We start from the raw sequence: 17,078 nt of genomic DNA, 5'->3' as shown, positions 1-17,078 counted from the left end.
GGATATAAAAATGGCGAGCTGTTCAGCTCGCCATTTTCGATTCCCTTGCTTACCGGGGTCAGTCCATATAACTCTCTACCGGCGGGCAGGAGCAGATCAGGTTGCGGTCGCCATAGACATTGTCGATCCGGTTGGATGCCGGCCACACCTTGTGCCCTTTCAGCCACGCCGCCGGGCGGCCGGCCACATCGCGGGAATAGCCGTGGGCCCACTCGTCCACCATCACATCCTCGAGGGTGTGCGGGGCGTTGTGCAGCGGGTTGTCCTCCGCGCTGTACTTGCCATTGGCTACATCTTCCACTTCCTGGCGAATGGTGGCCATGGCGGTGACAAAGCGGTCCAGTTCCTCACGGGATTCACTCTCGGTGGGCTCGATCATCAGGGTGCCGGCAACCGGGAAAGACATGGTGGGCGCGTGGAAACCGAAATCCATCAGGCGCTTGGCAATATCTTCCTCGGTGATGCCTGCAGACTCCTTCAGTGGCCGCAGGTCTACCAGGCACTCGTGGGCAATAAAGCCGTTAGTGCCGGTATACAGCAGGGAGTAGTGCTCGCTCAGTCGCTTGGCCACGTAGTTGGCATTGAGGATGGCTACCTCGGTGGCGCGCTTCATGCCGCTCTTGCCCATCATGCGGATATACATCCAGCTGATCGGCAGGATGCTGGCGGAGCCCCAGGGTGCCGCGGAAATGGTGCCATTGGCCGGATCGGTCTCGGGTACCTCGCTCACCGGGTGGCCCGCCAGGTAAGGCTTCAGGTGCTCACCCACGGCAATCGGGCCCATGCCGGGGCCGCCGCCACCGTGGGGAATACAGAACGTCTTGTGCAGGTTCAGGTGCGACACATCTCCGCCGAATTTGCCCGGTGCGGCGACACCGATCAGCGCGTTCATGTTGGCGCCGTCAATATAGACCTGACCGCCGGCGCTGTGGATCAGCTCGCAGACCTCGCGGATGCCCTCCTCGAACACGCCGTGGGTGGACGGGTAGGTGACCATCAGCGCGGCGATACGGTCGCCGTGCTCTTCCACCTTGGCCCTGAGGTCATCCATGTCCACATTGCCCTTGCTGTCGCAGGCAACCACCACCACCTTCATGCTCACCATCATGGCAGAAGCCGGGTTGGTGCCATGGGCGGAGGCGGGGATCAGGCAGATGTCGCGCTGGGTCTCGCCCTTCGCCTCGAAATACTTCTTGATTGCCACCAGGCCGGCATACTCGCCCTGGGAGCCGGCATTGGGCTGCAGGCTGACGGCGTCGTAGCCGGTACAGGCGGCGAGCATCTGCTGCAGCTGACGGAACATCTCGGCGTAGCCCCGGGCCTGGTCGGCGGGGGCAAACGGGTGGAGCTTGCCGAACTCCGGCCAGGTCACCGGGATCATCTCCGCGGTAGCGTTCAGCTTCATGGTGCAGGAGCCGAGGGGAATCATGGAGTGGTTCAGGGCGATGTCCTTGGACTCCAGCATCTTCAGGTAACGCAGCATCTCCGTTTCGGAGTGGTAGGTATTGAAGACCGGGTGGGTCAGGAACTCGCTATCGCGAACCAGGGCTGCGGGAATACCCAGGGGGCCCTTGGCGGCGATCTCATTGTCGAGTTCGTGCAGGTCCAGGCCGTGCTCGCCACCGGTGAAGGCCTGCAGGATGTCGGACACATCGGTAAGGCTGGCGGTCTCGTGCAGGCTGATCCCCAGAGCGTCCTGGCCGACCTTGCGCAGGTTGATGTCCGCATCCAGTGCTCGCTGGTAAATGGCATCACGCTGGTCGCCAACAGTCACGGTGAGGGTGTCGAACCAGCTCTCATGGGTCAGGTTGAAGCCCTGTTTTTTCAGGCCTGTGGCGAGGATGTCCGCCAGGCGCTGGATACGAGCGGCAATGGTCCTCAGGCCGTCGGGGCCGTGATAGACGGCGTAGAAGGCGCTCATCACTGCCAGCAGTACCTGGGAGGTACAGATATTCGAGTTCGCTTTCTCGCGACGGATATGCTGTTCGCGGGTCTGCATGGCCATGCGCAGGGCGCGCTTGCCCTTGCTGTCGACGGAGACGCCAATGATGCGGCCGGGCGCGGAGCGCTTGTAGGCCTCACGGAAGGCGAAGAAACCCGCGTGCGGGCCGCCGTAGCCCATGGGAATACCGAAGCGCTGGTTGCAGCCCACCACTACGTCGGCACCCATCTCGCCCGGGGCCCTGAGGGCCACCAGACTCATCAGGTCGGCGGCAACGGTTACCAGGCCGTTGGCCTCGTGTACCCTGGAAATAATATCTGTCAGGTCGCGGACCACGCCGGTGGAGCCCGGGTACTGGAGCAGAGCACCGAAAAGCTCGGGCGGCAGGTCCTGTTCGGGATTACCCACCACGACCTCGAAACCGAAGTGTTCGGCGCGGGTCTTTACCACCGCGATGGTCTGCGGGTGGCAGTCTGCGTCCACGAAGAAAACATTGGACTTGTTGCGCTTGGCCTGGCGCTTGCACATGGCCATGGCCTCGGCGGCAGCGGTGCCCTCATCCAGCATGGAGGCGTTGGCCAGTTCCATACCGGTGAGGTCCATGATCATCTGCTGGAAGTTCAGCAGGCCTTCCAGCCGGCCCTGGGCGATCTCTGGCTGGTAGGGGGTGTAGGCGGTGTACCAGCCCGGGTTCTCCAGCACATTGCGCAGGATGACATTGGGTGTAATCGTGTCGTGGTAGCCCATGCCGATGAAAGTGCGGTAAATTTTATTCCGCTGGGCCAGCGCGCGCAGCTCAGCCAGCGCCTCTTCCTCGTTGACCGCATCGTCCAGGGCCAGTTCGTCCTGTTTGCGAATTGAGGCCGGGACCGTTTTCTCGATCAGTTCATCCAGGCTGGCCACGCCGAGCGTTTCCAGCATCTCTTTGATCTGCGCCTCGTCGGGGCCGATATGGCGGTGAATGAAGGCGTCGTGTTGTTCCAACTGCAGCAGAGATGGCTGGGTCATAAACGTCGTTTCCTGTATCGCAGGGATAGGTCGCTGGAATAGCGCCCGCCGGCGGGGTCTGGCACCGGTTTAAAAAATAGCAGAGCGGCCCGTGCGCCAATTGCGCACCCCTGTTGTGGGTACGGCGCGGGATCGCTGCGCGGCGGATGGCCGCGGTGCCACGGGGAGTGGCAGCCTGCTGCTCTGGGCGCTTGTGGGCCTCGTGAGCCGCGCGCATCTTAGCAATCGCCGGCCTGCCCGGCAATCTGCGGATCCGCAGCGCTGTCCGTGCTATTTTGCGCAGGATTTTGTGATTTAAATCCAGAATTGCCTGGATTGGCGGTATTTTTAACTGCCCTGGCCGGATCCCGGGGATAGGCGGGGCGGGACGTCGATCATACTTGGAAGTGTGGGGGACGCCGGCATCCGGCTCCCTGCAGGAGGTTTTCGGCAGCGAAGGCCGTAACAGAGAATAAATGACCGGTTGTGGATTGACCGGCGGGGGCACCGGGCCCCCAATAATCAATACTGAGGCAGAGGCGGGAGTTGCGAAGGAGATGCAATTACACAGTCTGCGGGTCAAGGTCGGCGTGTGTTCCCTGGCACTGGTCATCGCCATGTGTCTCTTTTTTATACTATTGGACCACCGCAGCCTCGAGTCCCTGCTGGAAAAGAATCGCCAGAGCCGTTATCTCACCTACCAGTACCAGATTTCCGGTCTACTGAAGCAATCCCGGGAAGACCTCAACCAGCTCACCGACCTGTTCGTGCTGTGGCGCGGCGGACTCGCCCCCAATTCCGATATCCTGCACAAGCTGTTTGACCAGCAGTGGGAATACCTGCGCGATAGCTGGGGGCTGGAATCGCTCAAGCTCTACAGCGCTGATCAGCGACCGCCGCGGGTGTGGGGTGCCGCCACCCGGCGCCTGACGCCGGAGCAGGTGCGCGATGTCATCGTCAGTGGGGAGACCCGCGAGACGGTCTACTGTGCCGCGACCTGCGTGCAGAGCCTGGTGATGGGCATCACTGCCGGGGACCTGTCAGAGGACTACGTATTGCAGGTGGACCGCTCCCTTGCAGATGAGTTATTGGCCTTCCGCCAGATTACCGGTTCCGATATCGGCATCCTGTCCTCGGCCCTGGTCGACAGTGAGAGGCGGGCGGATGCCTACCTCGGCGGATGGGGCCGATCTGTCATTGCCCTGACCTCGAGAGGGAGGCTGATGCCGCTGTTGCGGGAGGTGGCGGCACAGGAGGAACACATGCCGGAGCTGCGGTTTTCCGGCAGTTACGATTACGGCTCCGCCAGCTACGATGTCCGGACCTTCCCGTTGCAGGAGGGCAATGCCAGTGGGGCACAGTTTGTCATCATTGACGATGTCACCGCACAGGTGCGCCATATCGAAGACTCGCTGAAACTCCTGTTCTGGTTCGCAGCCCTGGGATCGGCCACATTTATTGCCGCCCTGGTGGGAATGCTATGGCGACCGATTTTCCGGCTGCGGCGCCTGGCCGAGGCGCTGCCATTGCTCAGCGACGGCAATTTCGAACAGGCGCGACAGCTGATCCGCCCGGTGCGCAAGCCGCGGTCCCATTTCGATGAAATTGATGTGCTGGATTACACCGGGCTTGCGGTATGCGACCAGCTGGAAGTCATGAAGGAAATTGTGGCGCAGAATACTGCCGAACTGGAGCATATCGCCATGCACGATACGCTTACCGGCCTCGCCAATCGCCATGCCATCGTCGACAGGCTGGAGCAGTACCTGCACAGCGATTCGCACCTGGAATCCACCGGTTATGTTTTCTTTATTGACCTGGACGACTTCAAGCGAGTCAACGATTCACTGGGGCACCAGCGTGGTGACGACCTGCTGCGAGTCCTGGCCCAGCGACTGGTGAGTAATGTGCGCCAGGGCGACATGGTGGCCCGCCTGGGAGGTGATGAATTCTGTGTGTTCGTGCCGTCTGCAGAGGGTGATGATGCCTGTCGGGTGCTGGCCGAGAAGTTGCTGGGAGTGGTGGCGCAGCCGGTAAAGATTGGCGACCAGGTGCTGCGGGTGACGCTCAGTATCGGTATCGTTGCCATTCCCGAGCATGGGCAGACGCTCGAGGCCATCCTGCAGCGGGCGGATGTGGCCATGTACCATGCAAAGTACCGTGGCAAGAACAATTACCAGCTTTATTCCGAGGAACTCGCGTGTATTGAGCACCTGTCTACCGGGCGTCGGCGCGGACGGGTGGCGACAGCGATTGCCGGCAATGATAATAAGGCCTGAATAGCATACTGCCCTGCTAATCCGGGCTGCCCGTGGCCACCGTGCTGCCCGGGAGTGTTTTCCGGCGCCAGTTGGCACCATTCTCCCCTAACGCCCGTCGCGCCATATTCCCTCTTCGTCTATGTTTTATGTAAGCGCACAGTGAATTCCTGCTCCGCGGGGATGGCCCAAACATAAATATGACGCCCTGCCAGTGACCGGTGGGCAGCGAGAATATCGACGGAACGTGAACAATGGCATGCAGGATTTATCTCGCCAGCGACCAGCTGCTGGTGAATCACCTCTACACCCTACTGGAGAAATCCGGTATCCGGGCCCTTACCCAGCAGGCAGCGGTGGATGTCCCGCAGGAGGAGTCCGGGCCGGTAGCCTGGTACTCGGAACTCTGGATCATGCAGGACGGCCAGCTGGCCAATGCGCAGGAATTGCTGCGCCAGGCACTCGACAGTGAAGCCGCTGCACCAGCCTACCCGGTTGTCCTCCAGCCGGATCCTGATCCCCAGCCCCTGCCGGCGCCTGACTTCAGGACTCCGGCGCAACTGTTCTGACAGATCCTCTCCAGTATTTTGTCCAGCGACACATATGGGGTTCCGGGGCTAATTTTTCCCGGCGCTGTGCAGTAGCGGTCGCAGTGTACGATCCAGTTGCTGTGACAGGGGGGCGTCACCGCGAATGCCCAGTTCCAGCAGGCGAGACTTGTCCAGCTGGCAGTTTTGCGGGCGCGGCTCCGCGAACCGCGGGGTGCTCTCGGCACTGATGTGGCTCCCATCCAGTTGCAGGATATCCGCGATCATCATCGCCAGCTCGAAGCGGGTACAGGCGGTATCCCCACTCCAGTGGTAAATGCCCGAGAATGAGTGCAGTCCGTGCCCGTGCAGCAGGCACCGCTCCAGCACGGTGGCGACCTCTTCCACACTGGTCGGGTAGCGCGTGGCCCAGTCATCAAGGGCTATTGGTGTGCGCTCGACGATAGTGTCCAGCAGTGCCGTCACCCCCGATTCCCGCGTTTGTTCTACCGGCCCGAATAACAGCGGCAGTCGCAGTATCCAGTGCCCGCGATGCGCGAGTACTGCCTCTTCGCCGGCGCGCTTGCTGCGGCCATAGAAATTGATCGGGGCCGGTGGGTCGTCGACGCGATAGGGCGGGGCAGTACCATCGAACACATAGTCGGTGGAGATATACACCAGCTGCGTACCGAGGTGGCTGCACGAACGTGCCAAGTGTGCAGTGGCATCCACGTTCAGGGCCCAGGCAGTGTCGGGCTGTCTTGCACAGCGGTCCGGCCAGCGCTCGGCCGCACAGTGGATCACTACATCCGGACGGAGGTCCTCCAGCACAGCGAGCACCTGCGATGGGCAGGCGAGGTCCAGGGACAGCAACCCCGGACCGCGGCGGCTGTGGGCTGTACCCGTCACCTCCCAGTCCCGGTTGCCTGCCAGTTGCCGGTATACGCTCCGGCCCAGCAGGCCGGTGGCGCCGGTCACAAGAATTTTCATGCAGTTGGACCTGTCGCGAGATGCTTTAAGTCCGCACAGAGTGCGGGTCTGGCAAGGAGTGCGAAGCGATCCGGGCGGGAGCGGGGCCCCGCCCGTGAAGCACTACATCTTTTCCAGGACCTCGATACCCAGAAGGTCCAGGCCGCGGGCGATGGTGCGGGCAACCAGGTGGCACAGCTGCAGGCGGCTGTTGCGCTGCGCCTCGGGTACCCCATCCTTCAGCACCGGGCAGGCCTCGTAAAAGGCCATGTAGGCGCTGGCCAGGTCGTAGAGGTATCCGCACAGCACGTGTGGGAAGGTGTCCCGGGCCACCTGGTCAAGTATCTCGCCGAACTGGTTCAGCTTGACTGCCAGCGCGCGCTCTTCTGGGGTCTCCAGGAGGATATCCCCGGTGAGTGACCCCGGCTCGACCCCGGCGCGACGGAAAATACTGCGTACACGGGTATAGGCGTATTGCAGGTAGGGCGCGGTGTTCCCCTCGAAGCTGAGCATGGCATCCCAGTTGAAGACATAGTCGTTGGTCCGCGTCTTGCTCAGGTCGGCGTACTTGACCGCTCCGATGCCGACAGCGCGGCCTATCTCGGCGCATTCCTGCGGGGCCAGTTCCGGGTTCTTGTCCGCCACCAGCTTTTGCGCACGCTCCACTGCCTCATCCAGCAGTGCCGCGAGTTTTACCGTACCGCCGGTACGGGTTTTAAACGGCTTGCCGTCGTCACCCATCATGGTGCCGAACGCACAGTGCTCCAGTGTCACGGAGTCATCCACGAACCCGGCCTTGCGTGCAGCGGTGAAAGCCTGCTGCAGGTGCAGGGACTGGCGTGCGTCCACCACGTACAGGATACGGTCGGCCGCCAGTTTGCCGGCGCGGTAGCGAATCGCAGCCAGGTCGGTGGTGGAGTAGAGGTAACCGCCACCCTTTTTCTGGATGATCATGGGGCTGGGGTTGCCTTCCTTGTCGGCCATCTCCTGCAGGAAGACCACAACCGCACCCTGGTCTTTCACGGCAATGCCCCGGTCCAGCAGCTCCTGGACCAGTACCGGCAGGTCCTCGTTGTACTGGCTCTCGCCGTAAACGTCGCTGCGCTTGAGGGTGACATTCAGCTTGTCATAGATTTCCTCGCTGTGGCTGATGGAAATATCGATGAACTGTTGCCACAGCTTCAGGCAGTCCGCGTCGCCACCCTGCAGGCGCACCACATACTCGCGCGCGCGGTCGTCAAAGCCCTCTTCCTCGTCAAAGCGTACCTTGGCCTCGCGGTAAAAGGTTTCCAGGTCTGCCAGCGCGACCTCGGCATCATTGTTTTCCAGCTTGTCGGCCAGGTGTGCCAGCAGCATGCCGAACTGGGTGCCCCAGTCTCCCATGTGATTCTGGCGGATAACCCTGTGGCCCTGGAATTCCAGCAGTCGAGCGAGGGCATCGCCGATGATTGTGGACCGCAGGTGACCGACGTGCATTTCTTTCGCCAGGTTGGGGTGGGAGTAGTCGATCACCACGTTCTGAGGCTTCTCCACCGGCGCGATATTCAATCGAGGGTCACTACCGGCTGTGGCCAGGTTGTCGGCCAGCCACTTTTCACTCAGGTGCAGGTTGATAAAGCCGGGGCCGGCCACTTCGGCCCTGGCGATCATGTCGCCGCGGTCCAGCTGTTCGACAATCTGGCTGGCCAGCTCCCGCGGATTGGTGCCCATGCGCTTGGCAGCGGCCATGGCGCCATTGGCCTGGTAGTCGCCGAATCCGGCTTTCTTGGCCTGCGCCACCACCGGGCCGCATTCGGCGGGAATGCCGGCGGCCAGCATGGCGGCCTGGACTTTATCGGAGAGGAGCTGGCGAATATTCATAGGGCGATTGGACTTCTGCTGTGTATTGTAGGGAAACGCGCGATTTTAATGGGCGGGGCCGGCTTTGCAACTGGACCCCGTCGCCGTCCTGGCGGCGCTGCCCTAATGGTAGCGGTTCCGGCCACGGTGCCGGCGCCCATGCGGCTGATGGTATGATATGGCGAGAGCAAGGGGGGACTGGTGAGCAAGAACACACTCTACTGGCATGACTACGAGACCTGGGGTACCGATCCCGGCGCAGACAAGCCATCACAGTTTGCGGGAATCCGTACCGACGAGGAACTGAATGTCGTCGGTGAGCCGCTGATGCTCTATTGCCGGCCCGCCAGTGACTGCCTGCCCCAACCCATGGCGAGCCTGGTGACGGGAATCAGTCCGCAGCGGGCGCTGGCGGAAGGTGTGCCGGAAATCGACTTTATCCGGCGGATCCTGGCGGAACTGGGCGCGCCGGGCACATGTGGCGTGGGATACAACAGCCTGCGCTTCGACGACGAAGTCACGCGCCACACCCTCTATCGCAACCTGCTGGATCCCTATGAACGCGAATGGCGCAGTGGCAACAGCCGCTGGGATATCATCGATATGGTGCGACTTGCCTATGCCCTGCGTCCGGAGGGGATCGAGTGGCCCCGGCGCGAAGACGGGGCGCCGTCCTTCCGGCTGGAGGAACTGACTGCCGCCAATGGCATTGCCCACGAGGGCGCCCACGACGCCCTGTCGGATGTGCGCGCCACCATCGACATGGCGCGCCTGGTGCGCGAGCGCCAGCCCCGGCTGTACGATTATGTATTCCGCCTGCGCCGCAAGCAGGAGGCGGCAAAGCTGGTCGACCTGCGGTCGCGCAAGCCGCTGCTGCACGTGTCCGGGAAGGTCCCTGCCAGCCAGGGCCACATTACCTATGTACTGCCGCTGGCGAGCCACCCGGTCAATCGCAACGCCATTATTGTCGCGAACCTGGCCATGGACCCCGGGCCGATTCTGGAACTGGACGCAGATGCCCTCCGCGAGCGCCTGTACACGGGGCGTGACAGCCTGGGCGAGGGAGAGTTGCCGGCAGGCCTCAAGCTGGTACACCTCAACCGCTGCCCGGTCCTGGCGCCCCCCAATATGCTCGACGACCGTCGCGCTGCCGAGCTGGGCCTGGACAAGGCGGCCTGTGAGGCCAACTGGCACCGGTTAAAGGACGCCGACCTGGCGGACAAGCTCCACCGGGTATACCTGGACAGCGAATTCCCGCGCCGCGATGTGGAGGCGAGCCTCTACGACGGTTTCCTCGACGATGGTGACCGCGACCTCTGCCGGGAGCTTCACCGGGCTCTCGCGGAGCGTGGGCCCGAGGCCCTCGCCGGCCAGGTACCGTTTGCCGATGGCCGCATGCCAGAGCTGCTTTTCCGGCTGCGGGCAAGGAATTTCCCCGAAACGCTGTCCGCCGACGAGCAGCAGCGCTGGGAGGAATGGCGTTACCGCAGGCTGACTGACCCGGATGCAGGCGCCAGCATCACTCTGGAAGCATATTTTGAGGAGATCGCCGCGTTGCGCCAGCAGTTCCCGGATCGTGCCGGGCTGCTCGACCAGCTGGAGGCGTGGGGGGATGGCCTGCTGACCTGACGGACCGCAACCGGTCCCGCCCGCGGGCAGGTGGTTTAATACCCGCTATTACCCCCGGCGGCTATTCTCGGGCGCGCCGCGCGGCTAGAATACGCCCCCGGTAAAGACTCGCGCCCAAGAGGCGCAGCAATTGGAGTAACAATGGACTTTATCGGAGCCAATATCCTCTCTGTGAGCCAGTTCGAGCGGGCGGATATCGACCGCATTTTCACCGTGGCTGACAGCATGGGCCCCTTTGCGCGGCGGGAGAAGGTTACCCGCGTACTGGAAGGGGCCATCCTCGGCAATATGTTCCTGGAGCCTAGCACCCGCACCCGCCTCAGCTTCGGCGCGGCCTTTAACCTGCTGGGGGGGATGGTACGGGAAACGGTGGGAATCACCGCCAGTGCCATGGCCAAGGGCGAATCCCTGTACGACACGGCGCGGGTTCTGTCCGGCTATAGCGATATCATCTGCATGCGTCACCCGCAGGCCGGGTCGGTGGCAGAGTTCGCCGCTGCCAGCCGGGTGCCGGTGGTCAACGGCGGCGATGGCGACAATGAGCACCCCACCCAGGCGCTGCTGGACCTGTACACCATCCGCAAGGAGCTGGCGGGCAAGGGGCGTACCCTCGACGATTTCCGTATCGCCATGATCGGCGACCTCAAGCACGGCCGCACGGTGCACTCCCTGTGCAAACTGCTGTGCCTGTTCGACAAGGTCCAGCTGACGTTTATCTCCCCGCCGGAACTGGCCATGCCGGAGGCGGTGGTGGAGCAGCTGCGCGCTGCCGGCCACCAGGTGACGGTCACTGACCAGCTGGAGGAGTCGATCGGGCACGTGGATATCGTCTACTCCACGCGAATCCAGGAAGAGCGCTTTGCCTCCCAGGAGGAAGCGAACCTGTACCGCGGCCGCTTCCGCCTGAACCGGGAAATCTTTACCCGTCACTGCGAGCCCAACACCGTCATCATGCACCCGTTGCCGCGGGATTCCCGCGCCGAGGCCAACGAGCTGGATACGGATCTCAACGAACACCCCAGCCTGGCAATTTTCCGCCAGACCGACAACGGCCTGCTGGTGCGCATGGCCCTGTTTGCCATGCTGCTGGGTGTTGAGGGGGATGTGGACAAGTACTCCCGCCCGGTACGCTGGCACAGCCGCCGCAGCCCCATCTGACTGCGTGCTACCCGGTACCCGGCAGGCGTTACATGACGCCCGCCGGTTGCCGACGGTGTATTCCCCGCACACGCGATTTTCACTTCCCTGGACCGTTACCGGTGCCGCCGGACGCAGTGCTTCCCCGTTCCCCCGGCTGAACGGCAGGGCGGACATGGCGGGCGACGGCGGGCCGATATTTCTGTTAACCTGCAGGTATAACAACTCTCGCATCCAGGATCGATGCCATGCTGAAGCGGTTATCAGGAGGTTTGTCCGGAGTGCCCCTGCGGGCGCTGTTACTGTTGTTTTTTGCCTTATCCACGCCCCTGGCTGCAGGCCAGCAAGAGGTGGAGGAGTTTGTTAAGGGGCCCCATGTGGCCCGCTTTGCCATCGATGGCGCCATTGGTCCCGCTACCACTGACTACCTCACCCGCGCCATGGATGAGGCGCTGGAAAACGGTGCCCAGCTTTTCCTGATTCGCATGGATACCCCTGGCGGCCTCGATGCCGCCACGCGGGACATCATCAAGTCAATCCTCGCATCCCCGATACCCGTGGCGACCTATGTTCACCCCTCCGGTGCGCGAGCCGCCAGCGCCGGCACCTACATCCTCTACGCCAGCCATATCGCCGCCATGACGCCGGCCACCACCCTGGGGGCGGCGACGCCGGTACAGATGGGGGGGGCGCCCGGGCAACCGCAGCCGGGCCAGCAACCACAGGGGAGTGACGGGGCCTCCAGTGGTGACAGTGACGATACCGGGAAGCAGGATCCGGGGGCGGAGAAAAAGGAAGGGGAAGCGCCGAAGCCCGGTAGCGCCATGGAGCGCAAGGTCATCAATGACTCGGTGGCCTATATCCGTGGATTGGCCAACCGCCATGGCCGCAATGCCGACTGGGCCGAGAAGGCGGTGCGCGAGGCCGCAACCCTCACTGCTGGCGAGGCCCTGGAACAGAATGTGGTGGATATCGTGGCGACAGATACGCAAGACCTTTTGCGGCAGCTGGGCGGACGCAAGGTCAAGCTGGAGGCGGGCGAGGTCACCATTGACGAGAATATCGAAAATGTCCGTGTAGAGGCTTACGAGCCCGACTGGCGTAATAAGTTGCTCGCCCTTATCACCAATCCGCAGGTGGCCTACATACTGCTGCTGGTGGGGATTTACGGGCTGATTTTCGAGGGCTACAACCCCGGTGCCCTGGTGCCGGGGATTGTCGGGTTGATCTGCCTCCTGCTCGCGTTTTACGCCCTGCAGGTGCTGCCGATCAATTATGCCGGCCTGGCGCTTATCATCCTGGGGGCGCTGTTGATCGTGGCAGAGTTCTTTATGCCAAGTTTCGGGGCCCTGGGTATCGGCGGTGTCATCGCTCTGGTGATTGGCTCCGTCATGTTGATCGATACAGATGTCCCGGGGATGCAGGTGTCACGCAAACTGATCGGGGCAATCGCCGGGGTGAGCGGCCTCATGCTGCTCGGTTTGCTGATGGCGGTGGGGCGCAGCCTGCGCAAACCCCGGGTTGCCAGCGACGAGGCGCTGGTGGGGCGTGAGGCCACCGTGGCCGAGGTGCAGGGGAATGACATCCTGGTGCATGTGGGTGGTGAGATCTGGCAGGCGGAGAGTGACACAACCGTGATCGCTGGCCAGCGTGTGGTCATTACCGAGCAGCACGGTCTGCGGCTGCGGGTCCGGCCGGAATAGCATAACAACGCGATAGAGACAGGAGTCCAGAATGGTCAGTTATTTCATGGGGTTGCTGATTGCCGCGGTGGTATTGATCCTGATGTATGCCATCCGCATCCTCCGCGAGTACGAGCGCGCCGTGGTGTTTTTTCTCGGCCGTTTCCAGGCGGTCAAGGGACCGGGCCTGATCATCATCATTCCGGTGATCCAGACCATGGAGCGGGTCGACCTGCGTACGGTGGTGATGGATGTCCCGACCCAGGATGTAATCAGCCGCGACAACGTGTCGGTCAAGGTGAACGCAGTGGTTTACTACCGCGTGATCGATCCCCAGTCCGCAATCATCAATGTGGAAAATTACCACGAGGCGGTCAGCCAGCTCTCCCAGACCACGCTGCGCTCTGTTCTCGGCAAGCACGAGCTCGATGAGATGCTGTCGGAACGGGACAAGCTCAATGTGGATATCCAGAAGATCCTTGACGAGCAGACCGACGCCTGGGGCGTCAAGGTGACCAATGTAGAGATCAAGCATATCGACCTGGATGAGAGCATGATTCGTGCTATTGCCCGTCAGGCGGAAGCCGAGCGCTCGCGCCGGGCCAAGGTTATCCACGCCGAGGGTGAGGCCCAGGCGGCCCAGAAGCTGACCGAGGCAGCGGACCAGCTGTCACGCAATCCCAACGCGATTACCCTGCGTTATATGCAGACCCTCATCGATATTGCCGGTGAACATAATTCCACCATCGTTTTCCCATTGCCGATGGACCTGATCCAGCCGCTGATGAAAAACATGATGACGGGGCAGCAGAAGGCGGAATCATAGCCCGGCCGGCCTGACAGCAGCAGCTCAATTCGGCGCTGCTGAGGGCCGCAGGCATAACAGGGTACGGCGGAGGTAACCGGGTGGATCTGGATTTCCTACAGTTCAGTAATACTTTCCTGCTGCTGCTGGTACTGCTGAATCCATTTGTCCTCAGTGTTTACCTGCTCGACCTGATCCGCGGGCTGGACCTGAGGATGTTCTCCAGTCTGCTGTTGCGGGCATTCCTGATCAGCCTGGCAGTCTTCCTGGCGTTTGCCTGGTTTGGCGAAAAAATATTTGACCGGGTACTGCAGGTCCGCTTTCTCGCCTTTATGATTTTTGGCGGTATTATTTTCCTGATTGTGGGAATACGGCTGACCCTGGGAGTGGGAAGCCCGATGCAGAGTATCAACCTGCACTCGCATGAAGTCGCAGGGGCCATTGCCATGCCGTTTGTCGTCGGTCCCGGTACCATCAGTGCTGCTGTGCTGGCGGGCAGCCGCCTGGGTGCCGCGGGTGGGACGGTGGCGATAACCCTTGCCCTGGCCGTGGCGCTGGCAGCCCTAATCCTGTTGAAAATGCTTTACGACTGGGTGCAGACGCGCCACGAGCGGTACGTGCGCAAGTATATCGAGGTGGCGGGCAGGGCGACTGCCCTGTTCACCGGTTCATTTGGTGTGGATATGATTCTCAAGGGGGTCGAGCGATGGTGGGAGCTGATGGCCTGAACCACCACCGCAAGGGCTGTGGACCTGCAGCGAGGTCCCCTAGAACAGCAGTTCCAGTAGCTTTTTGCTGGATCCATCCCAGCCCTCGGTTGAACCGCCCCCTGCCGCCTCGTGCACTGCATTGCCGAGCAGCTTACCAAGTTCCACTCCCCACTGGTCGAACGGGTTGATCCCCAGCAGGCAGCCGCCGACAAAGACCTTGTGCTCGTAGAGTGCCAGCAGGGCGCCCAGGTGATATGGGTCGAGCTTTTCCACCACCAGGGTATTGCTGGGGCGATTGCCGGGAATCACCTTGTGCGGTGCCAGGGCATGTGCCTCGCGATGGGTGTAGCCCTGGTCCTCCAGTTCCTGTCGGGCCTCGTGCAGGCTCTTACCCCGGAGCAGTGCCTGGCTCTGGCTGATACAGCAGGAAAGCAGCCAGCGGTGCTGCTCCACCAGGCCGGATGTCGGCTCCCGGATGGCGATGAAGTCCGCCGGGATGATATCGGTACCCTGGTGCAGTAGCTGGTGGAAGGAATGCTGGCCATTACTGCCCTCGGTGCCCCAGATCACGCTGCCGCTGGGATAGTGCAGGGGATGCCCGTCCCGGTCTACCCGCTTGCCCAGGCTTTCCATATCCAGCTGTTGCAGCCAGGCGGGGAACTTGGCCAGTCGTTGTGCATAGGGCAGGACCACCTGACTACCGGTACCCCAGCACTGCCGGTACCAGAACTGAATCAGCGCCATCAGTACCGGCAGGTTGTCCGACAGGGGGGCAGTGGCAAAGTGTCGGTCCATCGCGTGCCCGCCGTCCAGCAGGGCCTCATAGGTTTCGTAGCCACAGGCCAGTGCAATGGGCAGCCCGATGGCCGACCAGAGCGAGTAGCGGCCGCCGACCCAGTTCCACATGGGAAAGATGTTCTCCGCCGCAATGCCGAAGTCCTGGGCTGCGACGATATTGCTACTCACGGCGACAAAATGCTGTGCCAGCTGCTGCTCGTCGCAGCCGGCATCCAACACCCACTGGCGGGCCGCCAGGGCATTCTCCCGGGTTTCCAGGGTGGAAAAGGACTTCGATGCAACGATGAACAGGGTGTTTTCCGCCGGCAGGCTGGCGAGTGTATCGCTCAGGTCGGCACCATCGATATTGGCGACAAAATGCACCTTGAGGCTTTCCCTCTGCCACGGGCGCAGGGCCTCGACCACCATGCGCGGGCCCAGGTCGGAGCCGCCGATACCGATATTGACCACGTGACGGATAGGCTGGCCACTGAAGCCTGTCCAGGCTCCGCTGTGCACGCGTCGGGTAAAGCTTCGCATCTGTTCGCGGCAATCGGCCACTGCCCGTTCATGTTCGTTGGAGGGGGCTCCCTGGAAACGCAAGGCGGTATGCAGCGCGGGGCGATGCTCGGTATTGTTAATGTTGGCGCCCGACAGCAGCGCCTTGATTTGTTTCTCGAGCCCGCACAGCTCGGCGTACTCCAGCAGTTGTCGCAAGGTCTGGTCCTGCAGGTGGTTCTTGCTGTAATCCAGGTAAACCCCCGCGGCGCTGCAACTGAGTTGTTCGGCTCGCCCGGGATTGGTTTCAAACAGTCTCCGCAATGACCATTTCTGTTCACGCTGGTGAGATTGCAACTGGTCGATGGCGGCGGAGCGGCTGGCCGTCACGGTTTCGGCTGTCATGTTATCCCCGGATTACTGGACTTTATTGCTGTTTCCCCTGCAGTGGAGTAAGCCGTCAATGGCGACCCGCCAACGACAATTACCGGCACTGCGACGGAATTTTTCGCGTCAATGCTAGCGCTAAATGAAGGGCACAGCCAGTACCTGGTGACGGCTGCGAAGGTGAAGCGATCAATCCAGCTGTTATGGGGGGAGGGCAGGGCCAGAAAAAGCAAATGCCGCTTCGAAAAGCGGCATTGCTAAGTTTGCCGAAAGTAGTCTTACTTGACCACTTTCATGCAGCGCACATTGTCGGAAGCCATCCAACAATCGGCATCCGCCGGGCAAGCCATTGAGAGCGGGATTTGTTCAGAGCCTGGAGGGCAGGATGCCGGTGGCGCAGGTGCCGCACAGCAGCCCGCCAAAACCAGTGCACTGATAATTCCCATTAGGTACTTGGCTGGAGTGAAATTCATCCCCTTACTCCTTTCCGTTGATGTCAGCCATTAGCATAGCCAATAAAACGTCACCTGTTTGGTCTGCTTTGTAAAATGATGTTCTACAAAGAGCCGCCCTTTGGAGTGTAATAGGCGGGCGGGAAAAATAGCTGCCACTCGTCAACTCAGGATAAACAGGACGCCAGTTTGGCGCTGAAAAATACCTATATTTAAAGGCTTTCCTGCCATTTGCTGGCGCAAGCTATTGCAGGGCGCGCGAAATTTTTTTTCAACACCGTTAAAAACTTTTCTGCTTGATGGCGCGAAGCGGTTTTCTGCGCCGAACCTGTTGTTGTAATGAGAGTGCTTACCCAGAAATGTGCTTGGAAAGTTGCGGGAGAAGCGGCTGCACACGAAACTGCCATGGTCCGCACACCACGGTGCGCCTCACATTATGCGGTTAACCTTAGCCGACCCGCTGGTAACGATTGATTCTG

At 61.6% G+C, this 17,078-nt stretch carries 11 protein-coding genes; 7 read left to right on the top strand and 4 right to left on the bottom strand.

Going from position 1 to position 17,078, the window contains the following annotated elements:
* Positions 1 to 58: 58 nt before the first annotated feature.
* The gene (gcvP, locus tag LVD11_RS00615; RefSeq protein WP_237054909.1) at positions 59 to 2,950 is read right to left on the bottom strand and encodes an aminomethyl-transferring glycine dehydrogenase; all 2,892 of its coding nucleotides are present in this window, start codon (positions 2,948 to 2,950) and stop codon (positions 59 to 61) included.
* Between the two features lie 536 nt (positions 2,951 to 3,486).
* Between gcvP and LVD11_RS00610 the strand changes: the two genes are divergently transcribed.
* Together LVD11_RS00610 and LVD11_RS00605 are read left to right on the top strand one after the other, a co-directional pair.
* On the top strand, positions 3,487 to 5,208 hold the full coding sequence (locus LVD11_RS00610; RefSeq protein WP_237054907.1) for a diguanylate cyclase domain-containing protein: 1,722 nt from the start codon (positions 3,487 to 3,489) through the stop codon (positions 5,206 to 5,208).
* 233 nt (positions 5,209 to 5,441) lie between these two features.
* A complete protein-coding gene (locus LVD11_RS00605; RefSeq protein ID WP_237054905.1) occupies positions 5,442 to 5,756 on the top strand; it encodes a hypothetical protein in 315 nt (104 codons plus the stop codon).
* Between the two features lie 48 nt (positions 5,757 to 5,804).
* On the opposite strand, the gene LVD11_RS00600 is transcribed toward LVD11_RS00605, so the two are convergent.
* The gene (locus LVD11_RS00600) at positions 5,805 to 6,704 is read right to left on the bottom strand and encodes a dTDP-4-dehydrorhamnose reductase family protein (RefSeq protein ID WP_237054903.1); all 900 of its coding nucleotides are present in this window, start codon (positions 6,702 to 6,704) and stop codon (positions 5,805 to 5,807) included.
* A gap of 102 nt (positions 6,705 to 6,806) precedes the next feature.
* On the bottom strand, positions 6,807 to 8,543 hold the full coding sequence (gene argS / locus LVD11_RS00595) for an arginine--tRNA ligase (RefSeq protein ID WP_237054901.1): 1,737 nt from the start codon (positions 8,541 to 8,543) through the stop codon (positions 6,807 to 6,809).
* 180 nt (positions 8,544 to 8,723) lie between these two features.
* Between argS and sbcB the strand changes: the two genes are divergently transcribed.
* The 5 genes from sbcB to LVD11_RS00570 all read left to right on the top strand — a co-directional run bounded on the left by sbcB (position 8,724) and on the right by LVD11_RS00570 (position 14,503).
* Entirely contained in the window at positions 8,724 to 10,151 is a 1,428-nt protein-coding gene (gene sbcB / locus LVD11_RS00590; protein ID WP_237054899.1) for an exodeoxyribonuclease I, read from the top strand.
* Positions 10,152 to 10,292: 141 nt separating this feature from the next.
* A complete protein-coding gene (locus LVD11_RS00585) occupies positions 10,293 to 11,309 on the top strand; it encodes an aspartate carbamoyltransferase (protein WP_237054898.1) in 1,017 nt (338 codons plus the stop codon).
* 227 nt (positions 11,310 to 11,536) lie between these two features.
* Positions 11,537 to 12,991 carry an NfeD family protein gene (locus LVD11_RS00580; RefSeq protein WP_237054896.1) on the top strand — a complete coding sequence of 485 codons (1,455 nt, stop codon included), beginning with the start codon at positions 11,537 to 11,539 and terminating at the stop codon, positions 12,989 to 12,991.
* 31 nt (positions 12,992 to 13,022) lie between these two features.
* Positions 13,023 to 13,796, top strand: coding sequence for a slipin family protein (locus tag LVD11_RS00575; RefSeq protein ID WP_237054894.1), 774 nt, complete (start codon positions 13,023 to 13,025; stop codon positions 13,794 to 13,796).
* Between the two features lie 80 nt (positions 13,797 to 13,876).
* Positions 13,877 to 14,503, top strand: coding sequence for a MarC family protein (locus tag LVD11_RS00570; protein ID WP_237054892.1), 627 nt, complete (start codon positions 13,877 to 13,879; stop codon positions 14,501 to 14,503).
* Positions 14,504 to 14,542: 39 nt separating this feature from the next.
* On the opposite strand, the gene pgi is transcribed toward LVD11_RS00570, so the two are convergent.
* Positions 14,543 to 16,165 carry a glucose-6-phosphate isomerase gene (gene pgi / locus LVD11_RS00565; RefSeq protein WP_237054890.1) on the bottom strand — a complete coding sequence of 541 codons (1,623 nt, stop codon included), beginning with the start codon at positions 16,163 to 16,165 and terminating at the stop codon, positions 14,543 to 14,545.
* Positions 16,166 to 17,078 lie beyond the last annotated feature (913 nt).

The sequence above is a fragment of the Microbulbifer sediminum genome (genome assembly GCF_021729035.1).
Classification (GTDB): domain Bacteria; phylum Pseudomonadota; class Gammaproteobacteria; order Pseudomonadales; family Cellvibrionaceae; genus Microbulbifer; species Microbulbifer sediminum.
This window is presented reverse-complemented; position numbering and strand designations above follow the sequence as displayed.